The organism is Streptomyces sp. x-80, assembly GCF_046549095.1.
GTDB lineage: Bacteria > Actinomycetota > Actinomycetes > Streptomycetales > Streptomycetaceae > Streptomyces > Streptomyces celluloflavus.
Map to the genome: position 1 here is coordinate 40,773 of NZ_JAJPWM010000030.1, position 20,256 is coordinate 61,028.

General features: G+C 71.1%; 19 protein-coding genes. 11 read left to right on the forward strand and 8 right to left on the reverse strand.

What is annotated here, in order from left to right:
* Positions 1-83 precede the first annotated feature (83 nt).
* Positions 84-1,127, forward strand: coding sequence for a serine hydrolase domain-containing protein (locus ACLJWH_RS37915; protein WP_411146357.1), 1,044 nt, complete (start codon positions 84-86; stop codon positions 1,125-1,127).
* 52 nt (positions 1,128-1,179) lie between these two features.
* On the opposite strand, the gene ACLJWH_RS37920 is transcribed toward ACLJWH_RS37915, so the two are convergent.
* The 5 genes from ACLJWH_RS37920 to ACLJWH_RS37940 all read right to left on the reverse strand — a co-directional run bounded on the left by ACLJWH_RS37920 (position 1,180) and on the right by ACLJWH_RS37940 (position 7,496).
* Positions 1,180-1,518 carry a hypothetical protein gene (locus ACLJWH_RS37920; RefSeq protein WP_411146358.1) on the reverse strand — a complete coding sequence of 113 codons (339 nt, stop codon included), beginning with the start codon at positions 1,516-1,518 and terminating at the stop codon, positions 1,180-1,182.
* 75 nt (positions 1,519-1,593) lie between these two features.
* Positions 1,594-2,091, reverse strand: coding sequence for a hypothetical protein (locus ACLJWH_RS37925; RefSeq protein WP_411146359.1), 498 nt, complete (start codon positions 2,089-2,091; stop codon positions 1,594-1,596).
* A gap of 1 nt (position 2,092) precedes the next feature.
* Positions 2,093-4,309, reverse strand: coding sequence for an integrase (locus ACLJWH_RS37930; RefSeq protein WP_411146360.1), 2,217 nt, complete (start codon positions 4,307-4,309; stop codon positions 2,093-2,095).
* Positions 4,306-6,054: a hypothetical protein gene (locus tag ACLJWH_RS37935; protein WP_411146361.1), complete on the reverse strand. Its 1,749-nt coding sequence runs from the start codon at positions 6,052-6,054 to the stop codon at positions 4,306-4,308. Before ACLJWH_RS37935 ends, ACLJWH_RS37930 begins: the two co-directional genes overlap by 4 nt.
* Positions 6,048-7,496: a site-specific integrase gene (locus ACLJWH_RS37940; RefSeq protein WP_411146362.1), complete on the reverse strand. Its 1,449-nt coding sequence runs from the start codon at positions 7,494-7,496 to the stop codon at positions 6,048-6,050. Before ACLJWH_RS37940 ends, ACLJWH_RS37935 begins: the two co-directional genes overlap by 7 nt.
* A gap of 98 nt (positions 7,497-7,594) precedes the next feature.
* Here ACLJWH_RS37940 and ACLJWH_RS37945 point away from each other — a divergent pair, with 98 nt between their 5' ends.
* The 3 genes from ACLJWH_RS37945 (at position 7,595) to ACLJWH_RS37955 (ending at position 8,613) form a co-directional block, all read left to right on the forward strand.
* Complete coding sequence (locus ACLJWH_RS37945) at positions 7,595-7,729, forward strand: DUF4244 domain-containing protein (protein ID WP_411146380.1); 135 nt, start codon at positions 7,595-7,597, stop codon at positions 7,727-7,729.
* Positions 7,730-7,880: 151 nt separating this feature from the next.
* Positions 7,881-8,204: a TadE family type IV pilus minor pilin gene (locus ACLJWH_RS37950; protein ID WP_411146363.1), complete on the forward strand. Its 324-nt coding sequence runs from the start codon at positions 7,881-7,883 to the stop codon at positions 8,202-8,204.
* Positions 8,179-8,613, forward strand: coding sequence for an Rv3654c family TadE-like protein (locus tag ACLJWH_RS37955; RefSeq protein WP_411146364.1), 435 nt, complete (start codon positions 8,179-8,181; stop codon positions 8,611-8,613). Before ACLJWH_RS37950 ends, ACLJWH_RS37955 begins: the two co-directional genes overlap by 26 nt.
* A 396-nt stretch (positions 8,614-9,009) precedes the next feature.
* Here the strand turns inward: ACLJWH_RS37955 and ACLJWH_RS37960 are convergent, their stop codons facing one another.
* Positions 9,010-11,451: a DEAD/DEAH box helicase gene (locus ACLJWH_RS37960; RefSeq protein ID WP_411146365.1), complete on the reverse strand. Its 2,442-nt coding sequence runs from the start codon at positions 11,449-11,451 to the stop codon at positions 9,010-9,012.
* Positions 11,452-11,531: 80 nt separating this feature from the next.
* On the opposite strand from ACLJWH_RS37960, the gene bldG reads away from it, so the two are divergent.
* The 7 genes from bldG (at position 11,532) to ACLJWH_RS37995 (ending at position 18,941) form a co-directional block, all read left to right on the forward strand.
* Positions 11,532-11,873 (forward strand): anti-sigma factor antagonist BldG, encoded by a 342-nt coding sequence (gene bldG, locus ACLJWH_RS37965; RefSeq protein WP_046926810.1) that lies wholly within the window; start codon positions 11,532-11,534, stop codon positions 11,871-11,873.
* A gap of 107 nt (positions 11,874-11,980) precedes the next feature.
* Complete coding sequence (locus tag ACLJWH_RS37970) at positions 11,981-12,406, forward strand: ATP-binding protein (protein WP_411146366.1); 426 nt, start codon at positions 11,981-11,983, stop codon at positions 12,404-12,406.
* 677 nt (positions 12,407-13,083) lie between these two features.
* The gene (locus ACLJWH_RS37975) at positions 13,084-15,507 is read left to right on the forward strand and encodes a sodium-translocating pyrophosphatase (RefSeq protein WP_411146367.1); all 2,424 of its coding nucleotides are present in this window, start codon (positions 13,084-13,086) and stop codon (positions 15,505-15,507) included.
* A gap of 223 nt (positions 15,508-15,730) precedes the next feature.
* Positions 15,731-16,315 carry a small secreted protein gene (locus ACLJWH_RS37980; RefSeq protein WP_411146368.1) on the forward strand — a complete coding sequence of 195 codons (585 nt, stop codon included), beginning with the start codon at positions 15,731-15,733 and terminating at the stop codon, positions 16,313-16,315.
* 120 nt (positions 16,316-16,435) lie between these two features.
* Entirely contained in the window at positions 16,436-17,986 is a 1,551-nt protein-coding gene (locus ACLJWH_RS37985) for a methyltransferase (RefSeq protein ID WP_411146369.1), read from the forward strand.
* 148 nt (positions 17,987-18,134) lie between these two features.
* Positions 18,135-18,332 carry a hypothetical protein gene (locus ACLJWH_RS37990; RefSeq protein ID WP_411146370.1) on the forward strand — a complete coding sequence of 66 codons (198 nt, stop codon included), beginning with the start codon at positions 18,135-18,137 and terminating at the stop codon, positions 18,330-18,332.
* 204 nt (positions 18,333-18,536) lie between these two features.
* Complete coding sequence (locus tag ACLJWH_RS37995; protein ID WP_411146371.1) at positions 18,537-18,941, forward strand: hypothetical protein; 405 nt, start codon at positions 18,537-18,539, stop codon at positions 18,939-18,941.
* A gap of 48 nt (positions 18,942-18,989) precedes the next feature.
* Here ACLJWH_RS37995 and ACLJWH_RS38000 read toward each other — a convergent pair whose 3' ends face one another.
* Together ACLJWH_RS38000 and ACLJWH_RS38005 are read right to left on the reverse strand one after the other, a co-directional pair.
* The gene (locus ACLJWH_RS38000) at positions 18,990-19,424 is read right to left on the reverse strand and encodes a DUF2752 domain-containing protein (protein ID WP_411146372.1); all 435 of its coding nucleotides are present in this window, start codon (positions 19,422-19,424) and stop codon (positions 18,990-18,992) included.
* Positions 19,421-20,014 (reverse strand): hypothetical protein, encoded by a 594-nt coding sequence (locus ACLJWH_RS38005; protein WP_411146373.1) that lies wholly within the window; start codon positions 20,012-20,014, stop codon positions 19,421-19,423. Before ACLJWH_RS38005 ends, ACLJWH_RS38000 begins: the two co-directional genes overlap by 4 nt.
* Positions 20,015-20,256 lie beyond the last annotated feature (242 nt).

A 20,256-nucleotide genomic window follows, 5' to 3' on the forward strand; every position in this document is an offset into this window, starting at 1 on the left:
GATCTCCGGACCGCGCCATGCACGGTCCGGCCCGCCCACCTCACTACGCTGACCGGCGGGAGCCGACGGCGAACAGGGAGACCATGACGCACGCAACCGACCGCATCGAAGCCCTGCTGGACGAAGGTGTCCGCAACAAGGTCTACCCCGGTGCCGTGTGGGCCGTCGGTGACGCCGCCGGCGTCCGTACCTGCGGAACCACCGGAGTCCTGGACCCTGACGAGCCGGGTGTGAGAATGCGGCCCGACACCGTCTTCGACGCCGCCAGCCTCACCAAGATCCTCGCCGTGTGGTCCTCCATCGGCGCCCTGTGGGAAGACAGCGTCCTCGATCTCGACGCCCCGCTCGGCACCTTCTGGGACGAGGTCACCGACCGGCCGCTCGGCACGGTCACCGCCCGCCAGCTGCTGACCCATACCGCGGGCCTCCCGCTGCGGGCCCAGCTGAAGAACCTCTACGGCACCGACCCGCAGGCCATCCGGGCCGGTGTGCTGCACGAGGACCTCAACCGGCCGCCCGGCGAGGCCGTCGAATACACCGACCGGGCCGCCCTCATCCTCGGCTACCTCGCCGAACACCTCTCCGGCCAGGACCTGAACCAGCTTGCCGACGCCCGTACCTGGCGGCCCCTGGGCATGACCTCCACCCGCTTCGGCCCGCTGCCCGGCCACCTCGCGGCCCGCTGTGCGCCGACCGAACTCGACCAGGACACCGACACCCACCTCAAAGGCGTCGCCCACGACTTCTCCGCTCGCCTGCTGGGCGGGGTGTGCGGCATCGCCGGCACCTTCACCGTCCTCGACGACCTCTCCCTCTTCCTGCGCTACATGCTGGAGCCCGCCACAGCCGCCGCCGAGGCCGGTTTCGGGGCCGAGTGGACGGCCTACTCGCTGACCGTGCAGACAGGCGGTCTTCAGCCTGCACGCGGCCTGTTCTGGCACCCCGCCCCGGGCACCACCGACGAGCAGGACGTCTGGGTGCACTACGGGTTCACCGGCACCGGCATGTGGGTCTCCCCCACGGAGGACCGGTGGGCGGTGCTGCTGACCAACAAGCTCTACTACACCCGCGACCGCCAGCCCCTGACCGACGTCCGCAACACCTTCCGGGAACTGGCCTTCGGCTGAACACATGGGGCCCGGCAAAGCCGGGCCCCATGTCACTGTCCGGTACGAGTGTCTAGAACTCGCGGGGCGCAAGGTCTTCGACATCCACGACCAGCCACTGCCATTCCTCTTGGTCGATGACCCACTTGGCCATCACCAGCCGGTCCAGGTCGCTCTTGTCCCGCCTCACCTCGTCCATCGTCTGCAGGAAATAGACGTGGAACCCGGCCGGCAGCGGCCTGGGCTTCCCGGCGGTCGATCCCCATGCGAGGGACACCACAGCCTGGGTGTCCGACCGGAGGGCCAGCACGTTGTCGCTGTTCCCGCTGACGCTGGTGATCACATCGGCTCGGACGATCTCCTGTGTCAGGTTGCCGCCTGTTGGCTGTGTGAGAACCCAGATGGTCGCCATAGTGTCCCCTCCTGCATGATCGGCGTGTCCTCGTCCATGATTGCGGTTAGCACGGACATCCGGGCCGAGACGGCCTCAACTGCACGACCCGAAGGGGGCCGTCCCGCCGCGGGCAGCGGGCAGGCGGCGGACGTTGTCGTCCTGGGCGGCCTGCTGTCTCAGCCGCTCGATCTCCTCGTGCTGGGCTGTGAGCCGGGAGACGGCAAGCGTCCTGAACGCGGTGAGCTCGGCCAGCGCCTCGTCCCGTTTCGCGACGCGTTCCTTGAGCTCGGCGACCTGGGCCTTGAGCCGCTCGATTTGCGATGCCCGGGGGTCAGGGGCCTCACCCGCGTCACGCTGGACTTTCAGGCGACGCTCGAACTCCTCGCCGAGGTGCTGGTAGGGGCCGGGGCGGGTGGTGCCGTCGCGGTTCTTCTTCGGGTAGAAGCCGGTCCGGGTCACTCCCGCTTCGGCGGCCAGGGTCTTCAGGTCGCACTTGCCACCGGGCGGGAGTTCGCCCCGCAGCAGCCGGTCCATCGCCGCGCGGATCGCCTCCTCGTTGCGGGCCCGGTCCGCGTCACTGATCCGTGGCATGTCACTGCCCTCCGCTCGCTGTACCGGCCGCTGTCATGATCTCGTCCACCACTCGCTGGGCTCGCTCCACCTCGGGTTCGAGCCGCTTCTTCTCGCCCTTGGCGAAGCGCGGGTTGGCCAGGAAGACCTTGCCGGTGCCGACCTGACTCTGCCAAACAGGCAGGTGACAGGGGTGGTGGGTGGCCTGCGGGCAGCGGGCGGAGTCGCACATCCCACCCAGTGGCTTCGTCGCGTCCGGGGTGCCCGCCAGCTTCAGGCACAGGGCCTTGTGCGGGTCGCGGAACCAGCAGTAGTTCGCGGTCTGCAGATGCAGGTGCTTGGACTGCTCCCGTAGCAGGTTCTCCAGCCGCCGCTCGGCCTCGATCACCGCCGCGGTGCCCGGCTTGTGGTCCTTGAGCTGGGCGTCGATGTGCTCGAACGCTTTGATCAGCTCGCGGGCCCCGGGGCCCGCCGGTAGACGGCCCGCGCGGTAATCCTCGAAGGCCTCCTTCGTGAGCTCCAGGTGGTTCTTGTCCTGCTCCCTTTCCACCTCGGCCATCAGGTTGCCCTGGGAGCCGCCGGGCCGCAGCGCATAGCCCTCGGTGGTGACTACGGAGACGTGCTTGAGGTGGATCTTTGCGGCCAGCAGCCCGCCGGGGCGGTGGGCCAGCGACAGAGCGAGCGTGCGCCGCAGCATCCGTCCGTTCACCGGCCCGGCCGGGATCGGCGCCAGGCCGAGCCGCTGGCCGGCGGGGCTGTTGACCCACTCCCGCAATCTCTTGTGCAGGAAGTCCATGGGCGAGCGGGCAAAAGCGCGCTCGCCCGCCCGGGCCTGGTTGAGGCGGGCGGCGAGCTTCACCGCCCGCCAGGCCGGTTCCAGCACCACCCATTCCTCGGCGATTCCGCCGAACTCCTGCCCCTTGATCAGCTTGCTGCCCAGCTTGAAGCGCTGGGTGCCGCCGGAGACGGTGACCGGCGGCTGGGGGGAGTCGGCGGTCATCTCGTCCAGTTCCCCAGCCCTCATGCCGCTCAGGGCCGCGACCAGGACCCGGCAGGCAGCCAGCATGACGATCTGCAGGCCCCGCAGCTCGTCCCCGGTCAGAGGCACAGTCCACGGTGCCAGCTGCTGCGGGTCGTCGGCGCGGGGCACCCGGGAGGCGTCCCGGCCGAACATGCCCACGACCCCCACCTCGGCCACCACGGGCTCCAGGAACGGGCGAAGATCCTCGACCAGGTGGTCCGCGACCCTCGCGTATCTCGAGCCGGTCGCCTGGCCGAAGAACTCGCCCACATCCACGTGCAGCAGCGGATCGTCGGGCCGCCATCCTCGTTTGACGCGCCGCGTGACTTGCCGGGCGTCGATCTCCAGCAGCGGAACCCGCTCGCGGACATGCCACTCGGCGGAGGCCGCGACGCCTGCCTGGTGCTTCGCCGTGACGGACCTCGGGTTCTGCCCGCCCTTGTTCGCCCGGAACTCCAGCACGCGCTCGAACTCCTCGGCCACCAGCGGCCCGAGCGTCTCCACCAGATACAGAGCCGCGGCAACCGTGGGCTGGAACACCTCTTCCGCCACCGGCGGGGTCGAGGAGATGGCGTAGGTTTCCCAGCCCGCGACCTCGCTGACCGTGTGCCCCTCCCACGGTGTGAAGCCGGGCCGGTAGGCGTCCACCGTGAACAGCTCGCGGTAGGTGGCCAGGTCCACGACGGGCCGCAGGATCGTCAGCATGGTGCCCGGCGTGATCGGCCCGCTGCCCGCCTGGCGCTTGCGGGTACGGTGCGAGCGGAACTCCCGGTACACCTCGCAGTGCTCCTGCATCACCTCACTCAGCGACGACATGCCCTGCTCGGTCACGAAGTTCATCCACCGCACCAGCTGCACGCAGAAGTTGAACGCCGACTCCGGCTTGTACGGCTCCCGCCGGGCCTCCGGCAGAGCAAAGACACGCTCATGGTCCGGTACGACCAGCGCGAACACGTACTCCTTGGCGGTCAGCCGCAGAGCCGGATTGGTGATGCCGGTGAAGTCCAGGCGCTTGACGTTGCTCCGCACCCCCTTGGGGTACTTCACTGCCGACAGGTCCCAGAAGTCCTCGTCGAACACGGGACGGGGACCGTCCGGCCGCATGTCCCATCCGGCCTCACGGCACACGTCCAGCCCCGCGAACGGGGACTTCAGGGCCCACTCCCGGGGGATCGGACCGGCCAGGGTCTCGACGACCAGGGCGGTAGCGCGGGTCACTGGGTTCCTTCCTCGGGCCGAAGCGGCAGCTCGGAGTCGATGTCGTCCACCTCGCCGGCCGCCTTCTCCAGCAGGCGGGCGTCGAAGCGGGGCAGGATGTCATGGTCGAGGCGGTCGGCGTAGGGGCCGAACACCGCGAGGAACTGCTGCACGGTGAGCTGCCGAGACTGACGGGCGAAATAGGCTTTCAGCCGCAGCAGGTTGGGCGCGTGCCGGGGCGTGAAGACCGCCAGCGGGCACAGCAGGCACACCCACGGCCGGGCCGGACACGGCTTTCCCTTGGGGCCGTGGAGTCCGGCGAGCTGGTTGGCGCACGCCGCGGTGAACACGTCCATCTCGCCGCCCAGCAGCTCGGCCATCGCCTCGGCGTCCAGGCCCAGGCGGGTCGCCTGCTCGGGCTGCTCGGTGACGAACACGGCGGCCTCCTCGTCGCTCAACACGATGGGCGGGCGACTGCGCCGCATGATGTCGGCCTGGGCGTCCTCGATGATGGCCTCCACCGACTCGGCCTGGGCCGGCGTCGTGGTCGAGACGTAGTGGCTGCCCTCCACCGCGGCCGTGTGATTCGGGTCGATCTTTGTACGGCCGGTCCAGCCCCGACGCGCCAGCACGTTGTGATAGGTCGTCCGGATCCGCGCCGAGTGCAACAGCAGTGGCTCTCCCGCGTCCGTACGCAGATCCAGCTCCCTCGCCAGCTGACGCCGGGCCTTGTTCCCGCTCTTGGGGGCGATCCGGGTGGACAGCGCCGACAGCTGGGACTTCGCGCCGTCCGTGCTGCGGTACTCGGTGTCCAGGAAGACGAACAAGTCGCCGGCTATCGACTCCGGAGCCAGTCGCCGCACCGGCTCCGACAGCTCCAGCCAGCGCTCCAGCAGCCGCACGGCCCGAGCAGGAAGGTTCACCGATTCCGGGCCGCGGCGTCCCTTGACGTAGTCCATCAGCACCGTGCGGTCACCGGTCCACGTGAAATCGTCCAGCCCCAGATCCCGGATCCCGTCCGGAACGACACCGCTGTAGACGCCGAACAGAAGACGCATGGCCGTCGCCACCTGCACCGGCGGATACATCGCACTGCGCACGTCCCGGTACTGGCCGCCGACGCCGTCGCGGAAGTAGTCCACGGTCAGCCCCGTCACCTTGGTGACGTCCGCGACCTTCAGCGGGCCGTGCTCGCGCAGCAGCCACGCGAAGTTCTGCCGGTTCCGGCCGAGGTCGGAGCTGTCAGGGCCCAGGACTGCCAGCTCCAGGACCTCACGCTGACGGGCCATGACCTGCTGCAGATAGTCCCGCAGCCCGGCTTCGATCTGCCGCCACTCGCCGTCGGTGTACGGCTTCAGCGGCTTGCTCCGGGGCGGGCTCTTGACGGCCTTGCCGTCCAGGTAGGCCCGAATGCCGACGTCCACGCGGTCCCCGCAGCCGGCCAGCAGGCGCCGGGTGTGGAAGACGCGCCTGCCGCCGACGGACATCCAGTACGCCAGGACGTGGCTCGTGCGCAGATCCGCCAGACTCCCGTCGAAGCCCAGCGCGGCCAACTCCGCGCCCATCCGCCGGATCGTCGACGTGTACGTCACCGCGCTCTGAAGTGCTGTGATGCGGCCCAGCGGGTGCACCATCTGCACCAGGCCGTGGGCGAGGTCCTCCGCCAGCTTCTCGTTGGCTGTGGAACTCAAGTCGCCCGTCCAGGGTGGATCGTTGGGGAATGTGAACTCGATGCGCAGCGGGTCGTGTTCGACACGGGTCACCATGCGGCATCCTCCTCGTCGTCGAACTCGGCGTCCGCTTCGGCGGCGAACTGGCCACTGTGCCTGCCCGCCTCGTCGTAGAGCTCGCGGTAGATCCGCTGTACGTCCAGGCGTTGGATGTAAATTTCAGTGGTGGTCACGCTGGAATGCCCGAGCAAATCCCGCAGCACCATCAGAGGGTCCGCCTTCGTCAGATACAGCGACAGTGCAGCATCTTCACCGGCGTCAGCGACCAGCGCAGCCGCCCGCTGATAGTGGCCCTTGACCAGCCTCTCCAGCGTCGCCATCGCAAATGTGTGGCGCAGGACATGGGGGCCGACCGTGGGGAACCGCGGCTCGAAGCCACGCCGGATACGCTCCGAGGTCCGGCGGAAGACGGTCGCCCAGTCGGTGAACGGCGTGCCGTCCGACTGCACCGCGATGATCCCGGGCGTGCCCTCTGGCGTCACCAGCCGCAGCCGCTCGTTCAACGTCAGCTTGCGCCAGGAGACCCGGCGGCCGTTGACCTTCCCGCCCTCCCAGTCCGGCTCAGTGATCACCAATGGCTCACCCAGGCGCGGATCAGGCCGGTAACGGCGGCCCTCCGTCAGCATCACGCGGTCCAACTCGGTGTACTGGTGCACATCGGCCAGAACGTCGTAACTCGCCCACGCCTCACGAGGCTTCTTGCCCTTCGTGATCTGCGCGGACAGCGGGAAGCGGACCGGAACCACGCTGCTGCGGGCAGGCAGAGCAGGCAGCTCGTACGTCAGCAGGTGCGTGAACTCCTGCGCCCGCAGACCGCTGGACGCCACGAGCGACCCCATAGCGGCGTTGCGCCCCAGGTGACGGCCGCGGAACGAGTCCGGCTCCCCGTCCGGGCGCAGACCGGCCAGCGCCCGCACGAACACCTTAAGGAAGTCGCTCTCCAGATACTTCACCGTGACATGCGGCTTCGCCCGCCGCACCGTGGCCGTGTTCCGCCGCGCGAGCTGCACGCCGGCCTCGGTGTACCGCCGGACCATCTGGTACGTAAACGGCACAGCCGGGCACAGTCCCTCATCATCGGCCCACGCGTAGAAACGCGCCACGGTGTTGATGTTCTGGTCCCACGTGCCCTCGTCCCAGCGAGCCTCCAACGGCCCCGCGAACCGGTACTCCGAGAACGCGCTCAGAGCGTCCCGCAAGGGCTGCCGCTCCCCGAGCGGATCCACGCCGTTCCTGGCCAGGAACTCCAGCCAGCAGCGCAGAGCCTGCGCGTAGTTCTTCCAAGTCCTTGAAGATCGCGCCCCGTTGAGAGGGAGTTCGCGCAACCAGCGGTTGGCCATCACCGTGGGCCGGGGTACGCCGCCGTCCTCGAAGGCCAAGTCCTCGTCGATCAGGACCGGCATGCCTTCGGGGATCAGTGGCTGACGCCCAAGCCCCCAGTTCTCCGAACCCGTTCGGCTGTAGAAGATCAGATGCATGCTGTGCACCGTACGATTGAGACTCAAGAGAGTGCAAGAGACTTCTCGCTACCCTCTACTCTCGGGCCAGCTCAAAGAGACACAGAAACTAAGCAAGGATTACGGCGGAGTACGCCATGGGGACGCTCGCCGCGTGCGCCTTCGCGGCGGTGCTCTACAAGGTCGTGACGAGTGGAGCGGTCCAGGCGCTGCTGCGATCGGTGATCCAAAAGGCGCTCGATGTGCAGTTCTGACGGACCGGGCGCGGGGTCGGTCAGGGATGCCGGGTGGCGTGGTGCCCGGCGGGCGCGGGGCGCGGCCGGTGCCCCGACCTCCCGTGCGGGGCCGCGCCACCCCGCTCCCGCCGTCCGCAATGCCCGGCGGACCACCCGCGACGCGGGCTTCGTGACGGCGGAGACGGCCCTGGCGATACCGGTTCTGGTGGCGGTCGTGGCGGCGCTGATCTGGGGCCTGATGGCGGTCTGCGCCCGCATCGAGTGTGTGGACGCGGCGCGGGCCGGGGCGCGGGCGGCGGCGCGGTCGGAACCGCGGGCGGCGGTGCTCCGGGCGGCGCACGGCGCGGCCCCACGGGGCGCGCGGGTCGTGCTGGCACGGGAGGGCGACCTCGTACGCGTACGGGTCGAGGCGGATCTGCCGGGTGTGGGACGGCTGACAGTGCAGGTCGGCGGGGAGGCGGTGGCTCTTGCGGAGGAGACGGTGGGGCGATGAGGGGTCGGCGACGGTCTGGACGGTCTTCGCGATGGCGGCCCTGTGCGCTGTCTTCGTGGCACTGATCGGCCTGGGCCAGGTCGTGACCGCACGGCACCGGGCGGGCGGTGCCGCGGACCTGGCGGCGCTGGCCGCCGCGGATCATGCCCGCGAGGGCCCGGCCACGGCCTGCGCGGCGGCCCGGCGGGTGGCGGCCGCACAGCACGCCCGCCTGGTGCGCTGCGCCCTGTCCGAGGCGATCGCCGATGTCTCGGCCGAGGCGGGCGGCCACCCGTTCGCCTCCCGGGTACGGTCCCGGGCCGGCCCGCTCACGGCCGTACCCGGGGGCCCGCCCACGGCCGCCCCGGGAGGCGCGGCCGGACCGGAGGACGCGGGCCGGGCCACGAGGGCCGGGGTGAGTGCGTGGTGAGGGGGTGGGAGGGCGGTGCGGAGGCCGCGACAGAGCCGGGACGAGGGCGTAGTGAGGGCTGGCGAGGCCGCGCGACGGTGGCGGCGGGGCGGGCGGCCGGTGAGGCGGCGAGGGCGCCACATGCCACTACGACGGCCATGGGCGGCTGCGGGCGTACGCCGGAGAGGAGTGCGAGGCACGGTCGGCCGCACGGTCCCGTAGGTCGCCCGCCCCGCCGCCACCCGCCCCACCGACCGGCCACCCCACCGACCGGCCATCCCACCGACCGTCCGTCCACTGGCCTTCCGTCCCATGCCCGCCGCCCCACCGGCCGCACCGCGCCGCCGCCTACGGCCGCCTCCCCCCCGGCGAGTTCCCCCGGCCCCGGCCCCCGCCCCCGCCCTGGCACCACAGGACCTAACTCCCCGCCGCTCCCCGCAGAAGCTCTGTGAGCAGCCGGATCGCTCCCCGTTTGTGGAGGGGGTCGTTGCCGTTGCCGCATTTGGGGGACTGGATGCAGGACGGGCAGCCGGCGTCGCATTCGCAGGAGGCGATGGCATCGCGGGTGGCGGCCAGCCAGTCGGCCGCCGTGTGGAAGGCGCGTTCGGCGAAGCCGGCGCCGCCGGGGTGGCCGTCGTAGACGAAGACCGTGGGCAGGAGGGTGTCCGGATGGAGCGGGATGGAGACGCCGCCGATGTCCCAGCGGTCACAGGTGGCGAAGAGCGGCAGCATGCCGATGGAGGCGTGTTCCGCGGCGTGCAGGGCGCCGCCCAGCTGCTCCGGATTGACGCGGGCGGCGTCGAGCTGGTCCTCGGTGACCGTCCACCACACCGCGCGGGTGCGCAGCGTCCGCGGCGGGAGGTCCAGCTTGGTCTCGCCCAGGACCTCGCCGGAGATCAGCTTGCGGCGCAGGAAGGAGACGACCTGATTGGTGACTTCGACGGAGCCGAAGCAGAGCCGGGCATCGCCCCAGGGGATCTCGGTGTCGGTTTCGAGGACGGAGACGGCGGTGGTGTCGCGGGCGGTCGTGGAATAGGGCGGGTTGGCCTCCTCGACGAGGGCGACATCGTCCTCCAGGTCGAGGTGCCGGACGAGGTAGGTACGGCCCTGATGGAGGTGGACGGCCCCGTCGTGGACGGTGGTGTGCGCGGCGCCCGCGTCCACGGTGCCCAGCAGCCGCCCGGTGCCGGCCTCGACGATCTGCACCGGCGAGCCGCCCTGGCCGCGGATGTCGGTCAGGTCGGCGGCCCGCTCGCGGCGCGTCCAGTGCCAGGCCGTGGCGCGCCGGCGCAGCAGACCGGCGGTCTCCAGCTGCGGCAGCAGCCCCGCGGCCGCGGGCCCGAAGAGCGTGAAATCGGCTTCGGTGAGCGGGAGTTCGGCGGCGGCCGCGCACAGATGCGGGGCGAGGACGTAGGGGTTGTCCGGGTCCAGGACGGTGGATTCGACCGGCTGGTCGAAGAGCGCCTCGGGATGGTGGACGAGATAGGTGTCCAGCGGGTCGTCGCGGGCCACGAGGACGGCGAGGGCGCCCTGCCCGGAGCGGCCCGCCCGGCCGGCCTGCTGCCACAGCGAGGCGCGGGTGCCGGGATAGCCGGCGATGACCACCGCGTCCAGCCCCGAGACGTCCACGCCCAGTTCGAGCGCGGTGGTGGCGGCCAGACCGAGCAGCTCGCCGCTGTGCAGCGCGCCTTCCAGGGCGCGGCGTTCCTCGGGGAGATAGCCGCCGCGGTACGCGGCCACCCGCGACGGCAGCGAGCGGTCCACCTCCGCGAGCCGCTCCTGCGCGATCAGCGCGATCAGTTCGGCGCCCCGGCGGGAGCGTACGAAGGCGACGGTGCGGACGTCCTGGACGGTGAGGTCGGTGAGCAGGTCGGCGGTCTCGGCGGTGGCGGTGCGGCGGACCGGGGCGCCCTGCTCGCCGTGCAGTTCGGTCAGCGGCGGCTCCCACAGCGCGAAAACCAACTCGCCGCGCGGCGAGGTGTCCTCCGTGATTTCCGCCACGTCCAGTCCGGTCAGCAGAGTGGCCGCACGGGCGGGTTCCGCGGCGGTGGCGGAGGCGAGCAGGAAGACCGGCGCGGAGCCGTAACGGGCGCAGACGCGCCGCAGCCGGCGGATGACCTGCGCCACATGGGAGCCGAAGACGCCGCGGTAGGTGTGGCATTCGTCGATGACGACATAGCGCAGCGCGCGCAGGAAGGAGGACCAGCGGGGGTGGGCCGGGAGGATGCCGCGGTGCAGCATGTCGGGATTGGTCAGGACGTAGTTGCCGTACTGGCGTACCCATTCGCGCTCCTCGACGGGGGTGTCACCGTCGTAGACCGCGGGCCGGACGGCCGTGCCGAGCGGGGCGGCCAGCGCGCGTACGGCCCGCCGCTGATCGGCCGCCAGTGCCTTCGCGGGGGCCAGATACAGCGCCGTGGTGCCCCGCCCGTTGGGCGCCTCGGAGCCGTCCAGGAGGGTGGAGAGGACCGGCGCGAGATAGGCGAGGGACTTGCCGGAGGCGGTGCCGGTGGCGACGACCACCGACTCGCCGCGCAGCGCGTGTTCGGATGTCCGTGCCTGGTGGGCCCAGGGGCGATCGATTCCGGCCGATCGGATGGCACCGATCACTTCCGGCCGGATCCGCGCCGGCCAGTCGGCATGGCTGCCGGTCCGCGGGGGCAAGTGCTCCGTATGAGTGATGCGCGCAGCGCGGGTCGCTCCCCGGGTGAGGCGGTCGAGAATCATGCCCGGGGAGGGTCGCGTGCCCGCGTCCGGCGGGAGTGGATCGGAGGCCATTGGCATCGAGTGTGTCACCGGAGTGACCGACAATGCTGACAAGGCGTCGTGCACGCCTGCCGGTAAGTGATTGAATGCCATCGCGGCTGCCGATCCGCCCCTACCTTCGGTGGGGAGGCCCCAGGGGGGCGACCGCTCGATAGCAAGGTGCTGGAGGATCCGTGGACCTGTCCCTGTCGACCCGGACCGTTGGCGACCGTACGGTCGTCGAGGTCGGTGGCGAGATTGATGTATACACCGCGCCCAAGCTGCGGGAGCAGCTGGTCGAGCTTGTGAACGACGGAAGCTACCACCTCGTGGTGGACATGGAACGTGTCGACTTCCTCGACTCCACGGGACTCGGCGTGCTGGTGGGCGGGCTCAAGCGGGTGCGTGCCCATGAGGGCTCGCTGCGCCTGGTCTGCAACCAGGAGCGCATTCTCAAGATCTTCCGTATCACCGGACTGACCAAGGTGTTCCCGATTCACACCTCGGTCGACGAGGCCGTCTCAGCGACCGACTGACGGTTTCACGGTGCCCCGCGCTCCGGCGCGGGGAGGAAGTAGTGGGGGGATCCGGACGTGACGGTCCGGCCCCCTGCGTCGCACGCCCGCATACCGAGGGGGATGGCATGGCCACCGTCGAACTTCGCTTCAGCGCCCTTCCCGAGCACGTCCGGACCGCGCGTCTGGTCGCGGCTGCCGTGGCGAGGCGCGCCGGGGTGGACGAGGCCGTGCTGGACGAGGTGCGGCTCGCCGTCGGTGAGGCGTGCAGCCGCGCGGTGGGGCTGCACGTCAGCAACGGCATCGTGGCGCCGGTGCGGGTCGTCCTGGTCGAGGACGAGAAGAAGTTCTCGATCGAGGTGGGCGACGAGGTGCCCGGCGGAGCCGGTGAGCGTGCGGACGGTGCCGTGGAGAGCGGCGATGCCGAGGGCGACGACGAGATGGGCCTCGCGGTCATCAGCGGGCTGGTCGACGACGTCGAGGTGACCTCCGGCGAGCACGGCGGCGTCATCCGGATGAGCTGGCCGACGACACCGGCTCCGGCTCTGCCGTGACGAGAGCCGTGACGAGAGCGGTCCCGGCTCTGCCGTAGTGCGTTCGGGGCGCCTTGGAGTTCTGCGGTGCCCCGGCGGGCGGCGGGCCGACGCGCTGGTTTTCCTTCGCCGAGAGGCATGCGCCGACAGGCCGGTTTCCGGCAGGCTGGATTTCCCCCGCGCGGCCGGTGGTGGCGAAACGTTCCGCCTGCCACGCTACGGCGGCGGTGCGGCGTCGCGGCGGGAGCGGGCGGACGCTCGCCGACGCGGTACGGACGGCATCGTTCCAGGCCCGACCCGCCCGGATCAGGACGTGATCTGACGGCCCGTCGGGCGTTCGCCGGCCGTTCGGCGGGGCGGTGGACACGTCGCAGATCACCCGTTCGGCGGTTGTCAGGGGATGATCGTCTCCATTGTCGAGCGGGCCGCGGCCGGTCCGGATTTCCGTTCGCACGTCTTTGAGCAGCGGCAATCAGTAGGACACTGAGATCATCGGGCAGTGGTCAGCTAATTCTTGGCTTTCCTTCGTCCGGGTTAATTCTGCGGGCGCAGTTCTTTTGATCTTCCCGGCCACAGGCGAATTCTCTTTGTCGCGCACTGTTTTGATCTGGTGCGGCTCCCTACAATCCGTCCACATCTTGCTCAGGACGCCTGAGCGTGCTTCCGCGCGCCCATGTGCCAAACGTCAAGGAGGACGAATGGCGGGGCCTTACACCCCTCAGTTGCTGGAAACCCCCTCTTTTCTGGCCGGACCGTCGTTGACGACTGGCAACCGCGACATCGTGCTGGTGATCGCCGTCGTCGCGCTGGCGGCGCTGGCCGTCGCAGCGGTGCTGGTGCGTCAGGTGCTCGCGGCCGGCGAGGGAACCGACAGTATGAAGAAGATCGCGGCCGCGGTGCAGGAAGGCGCGAATGCCTACCTCGCCCGGCAGTTGCGCACTCTCGGCGTATTCGCCGTCGTGGTGTTCTTCCTGCTCCTGCTGCTGCCCGCGGACAATTGGACGCAACGCGCGGGACGCAGTGCCTTCTTCTTGATCGGCGCCGGATTCTCGGCGGCCACCGGCTATATCGGCATGTGGCTCGCGGTGCGCAGCAATGTGCGCGTCGCGGCCGCCGCGCGGGAAGCCACGCCGGCCGAAGGCGATTCCCAGGAAAAGGATCTTACGGCGGTCTCGCACAAAGCCATGAAGATCGCTTTCCGCACGGGCGGCGTCGTCGGCATGTTCACGGTGGGGCTCGGCCTGCTCGGCGCGTCCTGCGTGGTGCTCGTGTACGCGGTCGACGCGCCCAAGGTGCTGGAGGGCTTCGGTCTGGGTGCCGCGCTGATCGCGATGTTCATGAGGGTCGGCGGCGGCATCTTCACCAAGGCCGCGGACGTCGGCGCCGACCTCGTCGGCAAGGTCGAACAGGGCATCCCCGAGGACGACCCGCGGAACGCCGCGACCATCGCGGACAACGTGGGCGACAACGTCGGCGACTGCGCGGGCATGGCGGCCGACCTCTTCGAGTCGTACGCCGTGACGCTGGTCGCCGCGCTCATCCTGGGCACGGCCGCCTTCGGCAACGCCGGGCTCGCCTTCCCGCTGCTGGTCCCGGCCATCGGCGTGCTCACGGCCATGATCGGCATCTTCGTCGTCGCGCCCCGGCGCACCGACCGCAGCGGGATGACCGCCATCAACCGCGGCTTCTTCATCTCCGCGGGCATCTCGCTCGTCCTGGTGGCCGTCGCGGTCTTCACCTATCTGCCGTCCTCCTACCGGGACCTGGCCGGTGTCACCGACGCGGGGATCCTCGCGCAGCGCGGTGATCCGCGGGTCCTGGCGCTGGTGGCGGTCGCCATCGGCATCGTGCTCGCCGCGCTGATCCAGCAGCTGACCGGCTATTTCACCGAGACCAGCCGGCGGCCCGTGCAGGACATCGGGAAGACCTCGCTGACCGGCCCGGCCACCGTCATCCTCTCCGGTATCTCGATCGGCCTGGAGTCGGCGGTCTACTCGGCGGTGCTGATCGCACTGGCCGTCTACGGGGCGTTCCTGCTGGGCGGCGCGTCCATCATGCTGGCGCTGTTCGCGGTGGCGCTGGCCGGTACCGGCCTGCTGACCACCGTCGGCGTGATCGTGGCGATGGACACCTTCGGCCCGGTCTCCGACAACGCGCAGGGCATCGCCGAGATGTCCGGCGATGTCACCGGTGCCGGCGCGCAGGTCCTCACCGACCTGGACGCGGTCGGCAACACCACCAAGGCCATCACCAAGGGCATCGCCATCGCGACGGCGGTGCTGGCGGCGGCCGCGCTGTTCGGCTCGTACCGGGACGCGATCGCCACGGCCGTGCACGAGGTGGGCCGGGCCGCGAGCGGGATGGGGTTGAGTCTGGACATCTCGCAGCCCAACAACCTGGTCGGGCTGGTCCTCGGGGCCTCGGTCGTCTTCCTCTTCTCGGGGCTGGCGATCAACGCGGTGTCGCGGTCGGCCGGTGCGGTGGTCTTCGAGGTGCGCCGGCAGTTCCGCGAGCGCCCTGGGATCATGGACTACTCGGAGCAGCCGGAGTACGGGCGGGTCGTCGACATCTGCACCAAGGACGCGCTGCGCGAACTGGCCACCCCGGGGCTGCTGGCGGTGCTCACCCCGATCGCGGTCGGCTTCTCGCTCGGCGTCGGCGCGCTCGGCTCGTTCCTGGCGGGCGCGATCGGCACCGGCACCCTGATGGCGGTCTTCCTCGCGAACTCCGGTGGTGCGTGGGACAACGCCAAGAAACTGGTCGAGGACGGTCACCACGGCGGCAAGGGCAGCGACGCGCATGCCGCGACGGTCATCGGTGACACCGTCGGCGACCCGTTCAAGGACACCGCGGGCCCGGCCATCAACCCGCTGCTGAAGGTCATGAACCTGGTGGCCCTGCTGATCGCTCCGGCCGTGGTGAAGTTCTCGTACGGCGCGGACAAGAGCATCGGCGTGCGGATCGTGGTCGCGGTGCTCGCGCTCGCGGTCATCGTCGGTGCGGTCTACGTCTCCAAGCGGCGCGGTATCGCGATGGGTGACGAGGGCGGCTCCGGCGGCTCCGAGAAGCCCGAGGATCCCAAGAAAATCGCCAAGTCGACAAAAACTGTGGTGGCGTCCTAGCCGACGGGGCCCCGGGGCCCGGTGACGGCTCAACGGGCGGATGGACGACGCGTGGGACGCGCGCCGGCCACCCGCCCGTTCCCGTGCACGGGTGGCCCTGCGTCCCTTGGTGCAAATGGCGGTAAATACCAACAACGGATGCCGTACGGGATGCCCGACTCGCGGCCGAGGCCCTTTCGGCGTGTATGTTCCGGGGCCGAGAGCCATGGAAGGGACCAATCCGGTGAACAAGAAGCTTGTGGCCGCGCTGTCCGGCGGTGCGGCACTGATGCTCGCGCTGACCGGTTGCAGCGAGGACAACGGCAAGAAGCTCGACGACTGGGCCAAGAAGTTCTGCGACCCGGCGCAGGCCCAGTTCAAGCAGATCCAGGACGCCAACGCCGCCATGCAGACGGCGGACGAGGGCAGTACGGACTCCAAGAAGGTCCAGCAGACCGATTCGGCGGCGTTCCAGAAGATCTCCGGCGCCTACGCGTCGCTGGCCAAGTCCCTGGACCAGGCAGGCCCCCCGCCCAGCGAGGGCGGCGAGCAGGCGCAGAAGAACGCGGTCAACGAGCTCAACTCCCTCTCCAAGGGGTACGCGGACCTCAAGAAGCAGGTCGACGGCCTGAACACCGGGGACAAGCTCAAGTTCGCGGACGGGCTGCGGAGCCTCTCCAACGGCATCAACAAGCTCAACAAGCAGAGCGAGGACGCCTTCAAGAAGCTGGAGTCCGGCGACGTCGGCAAGGCCATGGCCGGCCAGAAGGGCTGCCAGAACCAGAACGCGTCCGGCTCCCCGTCGTCCGGATCGTCCACGAAGGCGTAGTGGACCGGCCGGGCGGAACGGCCCGGCGACAGCGCTCCGGCACCGGCCCGGCGACGCGCCCTCGGGGGGTGTGGCGCCGGGCCGGTGCCGATTGTCAGTGGTTGCCCCGACAATGGGGGCGTGAGTACGCACCTCCCCACCGCAACCGCCCAGGACCCCGAGAGCGGCGCCCGCACCGACCGGCTGCGCGCGGCGCTGCTGGCCGCCGACTTCACCGCCGACGGCCTGCTGGAGCTGCTCGGCGCGTCCGCCTATGCCGCGCTGGCGCGCAGCGAGACCGTCCCCGCGCTGCGCGCGACCCGCGGCGACAGCCCGCTGGAGACCCTGGTGCGGCTGTTCCTGCTCCAGCGTCCGGCGGAGTCGTGGCGGGCGCGGGCCGCCCTGCCGGTGGCGGACTGCCTCGCCGACGGCTGGCTGGTGCAGGACGGCGACGAGGTGCGCGCCACCGTGGACGTCCGGCCGTACGGCGGCCCCGAGGGCCAGGACTGGTGGATCGTCTCCGACCTGGGCTGCGCGGTCGGTGGGGCGGGCGGCATCCGGGGCGCCCGGGGAACGGACCGCGCGCAGCTGGTGCTCGGCGTGGGCGGCGCGTCCACGACCCTCGCCGGGATCACCGTCCGCACGCCCGTCGCCAAGGCGCTCGACCTCGGTACGGGCTCCGGCATCCAGGCCCTGCACGCCGCCCGGCACGCCACCCGTGTCACGGCCACCGACCTCAACCCGCGGGCCCTGCGGATCGCCGCGCTGACGCTGGCGCTCTCCGGGGCGCGGCCGGCCGAGCTGCGCGAGGGCTCGCTGTTCGAGCCGGTCGGTGAGGAGAAGTACGACCTGATCGTGTCCAACCCGCCGTTCGTGATCTCGCCCGGCCTTCCCGAGGGGTCCCGGCTCACCTACCGGGACGGCGGGATGGGCGGCGACGACCTGTGCCGGACGCTGGTCCAGCAGTCCGCGGCGCATCTGTCCGACGGCGGGTACTGCCAGCTGCTGGCCAACTGGCAGCACGTGGCGGGCGAGGACTGGCACGACCGGCTGCGTTCGTGGGTGCCGCGCGGTTGCGACGCCTGGATCGTGCAGCGCGAGGTGCAGGACGTCACGCAGTACGCCGAGCTGTGGCTGCGGGACGGCGGCGACCACCGGGCGGGCGCCGACGCGTACGCCGCGCGGTACGACGCCTGGCTCGACGAATTCGAGGTGCGCGGCACCAAGGCCGTCGGCTTCGGGTGGATCACGCTGCGCAAGTCCGGCTCCGACACCCCCTCCGTCACGGTCGAGGAGTGGCCGCACCCGGTCGAGCAGCCGCTGGGCGACACGGTCGAGCGGCACTTCGCCCGCCAGGACTATCTGCGCACCGCCGACGACGCGGCGCTGCTGGCCGGGCACTTCAAGCTCGCCGACGAGGTGGTGCAGGAGCAGGTCGGGCTGCCCGGGGCGGAGGACCCGGAGCATGTGGTGCTGCGGCAGAACCGCGGGATGCGGCGGGCCACGAAGGTGGACACGGTCGGCGCGGGCTTCGCCGGGGTGTGTGACGGCTCGCTGCCGGCCGGGCGGATCCTGGACGCCATCGCCCAGCTCGTCGGCGAGGACCCGGTGCTGCTGCGGGACCGTACGCCGGAGTCGATCCGGCTGCTGGTCGAGCAGGGGTTCCTGGAGCCGGTGGCCGCGCCGCGCTGAGACCGGTGGCCGCGGCGGTGCGGCGCCCGGGGCGGGGCAGCTGGGCCGCGGCGGCCCGTCGCGGCCGGGTGCCGGTGTCCGTACGGGCCGGGGCGGGCGTTCATCCGGCGTTCGCCCGGGAGGCGTCCGGGGGTGCCACGCTGCCCGCATGGAGAGTGGACCCGAGGCATTCGCCGGTGCGGCGTTCGCGCTGTTCGGCGCCGGACTGCTGCTGTGGACGGGCGTCCGGGTCCGGGCCGGTGAACCGGTCGCCGACGGCGTCGGCCCGCGGGGCGCGGCGGTGACGGGACTCTGCTTCGGAGCGGTGTTCCTGGCGACGGGGTGCCGGCTGCTGGGCTTCTGGTAGCGGCGCGGCCGGACCGTCCGGATCCGGCCGACCGTACGGCTCCGCCCGGCGGCACCGTCAACTGCCGCACGGGGAGACCGGGTTCACTTCCGGCCAGTTCCGCCGCGGAAGCCCGTAGCGTCCCGATACGGAGCAACCTTCCCGCCGCATCGGCCGTGTTCCTCAATGAAGGTCATCAACCCGCCCATCAGTGAGGAACCTGACATGAACCGTGCACTTCGCTTCGCCACCGTCGGCGTGGTCGCCGTCGCCCTCCTCGGCGGAGGCGCGGCCGGCGCGTTCGCCGCTCCGGCGCACCTCCACTCGCCCGCCTCCGTCGTCGCCACCGCGCCCGCGAAGCCCGCGCTCACCGCCAAGGCCAGCGCGACCTCGGTCCAGGCGTGGCAGGAGTTCCGCATCAGCGGTGTCGCCACGGGCGTCAAGGCCGGCACCAAGGTCACCGTCCAGCAGAAGCAGGGCGCCAAGTGGGTCTCGCTGCCCGCGCAGGCCCCGGTCAACACCAAGGGCGCCTACGCGGTGCGCGTCAAGCTCGGCATCAAGGGCGTCAACCACCTCCGCATCGGCGCCGGCACCACCGTCTCGCCGGAGGTCACCGTCACCGTCCGCTGACGCGAGCGGGCCGGCGTACGCAGGCCGGCGCGCCCGGCCCGTTCGTCGTCAGCCGACGAGATTGCGGGCGACCATCCACACCGCGGCAATGCCGAGCACCACGGCATTGCCGCGGGCCGTCAGCCCGGTCCGGACGGACCGCCCGCGCAGACCGGCCGCCAGTTGGCGCGCGACCAGCCAGGTGACGGCCGGCACCCCCAGGGTGAGCAGTACGGCGTTGTCGTGGAACGCCGCCACGACATCGCCGTGCATCAGGTCGTACGCCATCCGCGTGCCGCCGCACACCGGGCACAGCAGGCCGGTCGCCCAGTGGAACGGGCAGGGGAGCAGCAGCTGCCCGGACTGGTGCGGGTCGGTGTGCCACAGGTAGCCGGCGCCCAGCGCGCCCGCGCCGAGCGCCAGGGCCGCCCGGCGCAGCGTCCGTCGCCGGACCGATGCGGCGGTCCGCGCCGGGGCGGGGACCGGCGGCCCGTCGGGACTCACACGCTCAGCGACCGGGCGTAGTTGACCTGGTTGAACACGTACATGACCTGCTCGGGCGACTGGACCGGGATCAGCGTGGCGTGGTGCCGGCCGCCACTGTGGACCGCCACCTGGACGAAGCCGGTCGTGGTGCGTTCCTTCATCAGCAGGAAGAGCAGACCGAGCAGACAGAAGAGGAAGAAGACGATGGCGAGCACGATCGCGTGCGTCGGGATCTTCTCCTCCGTCCGCGACATGTCCGTCGCCGTCCACACCGCGCCCCGGAGCGGCATCGGACCGGCCGGCGTCATGATCGTGTCGCCGGTCACCGCGATATCGCCGAGCGACAGCGCCATACCGGCGCCTCCCGGTGGCTGCTGGCCCTGGTACCCGCCCTGATACCCGCCGGACGCGGGCGGCGGCGGGGCGGCGTGGCCCGGGTAGCCGTAACCGGACTTCGAGCCGGCCTGCGGATAGCCGTAGCCCGGCTCACCGGGCCGGCCGCCCTGCGGATGGCCGTAACCGGGATCCGCGGGCCCGCCGTCCCGCGGTGTGGCGTACGGATTCCCGTCCGGCTGTTCCGGCGGTGGTCCGGGGTACTGGTGCGCCATGAGTGATCTGACCCCCGAGAGTGTGTGGTGACGGCGGTTCCCGGCTCCGCAGGGAGCCGTGCCGGGCCCCATCCTGCCAGCCGCCCGGAGCGCCGGATCAAGATGCCGACGGCATCCGCGGCCGCTTCGTGACACGACCCGGGACCCGGGCGGCGCCGGTGGGCCGTGGGCACCGGGGAGCCGTCACGGTCCGAGATCGCCGACGGGTGCGGGGCGCGTGCCCGGTGCGGGGCGGGCGGCAG

Coding starts and splice junctions, on each gene's coding strand:
- ACLJWH_RS37915 (WP_411146357.1), top strand. CDS start 84: ATGACGCACGCAACCGACCGCATCGAAGCCCTGCTGGACGAAGGTGTC.
- ACLJWH_RS37920 (WP_411146358.1), bottom strand. CDS start 1,518: ATGGCGACCATCTGGGTTCTCACACAGCCAACAGGCGGCAACCTGACA.
- ACLJWH_RS37925 (WP_411146359.1), bottom strand. CDS start 2,091: ATGCCACGGATCAGTGACGCGGACCGGGCCCGCAACGAGGAGGCGATC.
- ACLJWH_RS37935 (WP_411146361.1), bottom strand. CDS start 6,054: ATGGTGACCCGTGTCGAACACGACCCGCTGCGCATCGAGTTCACATTC.
- ACLJWH_RS37940 (WP_411146362.1), bottom strand. CDS start 7,496: ATGCATCTGATCTTCTACAGCCGAACGGGTTCGGAGAACTGGGGGCTT.
- ACLJWH_RS37960 (WP_411146365.1), bottom strand. CDS start 11,451: ATGGCATTCAATCACTTACCGGCAGGCGTGCACGACGCCTTGTCAGCA.
- ACLJWH_RS37970 (WP_411146366.1), top strand. CDS start 11,981: ATGGCCACCGTCGAACTTCGCTTCAGCGCCCTTCCCGAGCACGTCCGG.
- ACLJWH_RS37975 (WP_411146367.1), top strand. CDS start 13,084: ATGGCGGGGCCTTACACCCCTCAGTTGCTGGAAACCCCCTCTTTTCTG.
- ACLJWH_RS37990 (WP_411146370.1), top strand. CDS start 18,135: ATGGAGAGTGGACCCGAGGCATTCGCCGGTGCGGCGTTCGCGCTGTTC.
- ACLJWH_RS37995 (WP_411146371.1), top strand. CDS start 18,537: ATGAACCGTGCACTTCGCTTCGCCACCGTCGGCGTGGTCGCCGTCGCC.
- ACLJWH_RS38005 (WP_411146373.1), bottom strand. CDS start 20,014: ATGGCGCACCAGTACCCCGGACCACCGCCGGAACAGCCGGACGGGAAT.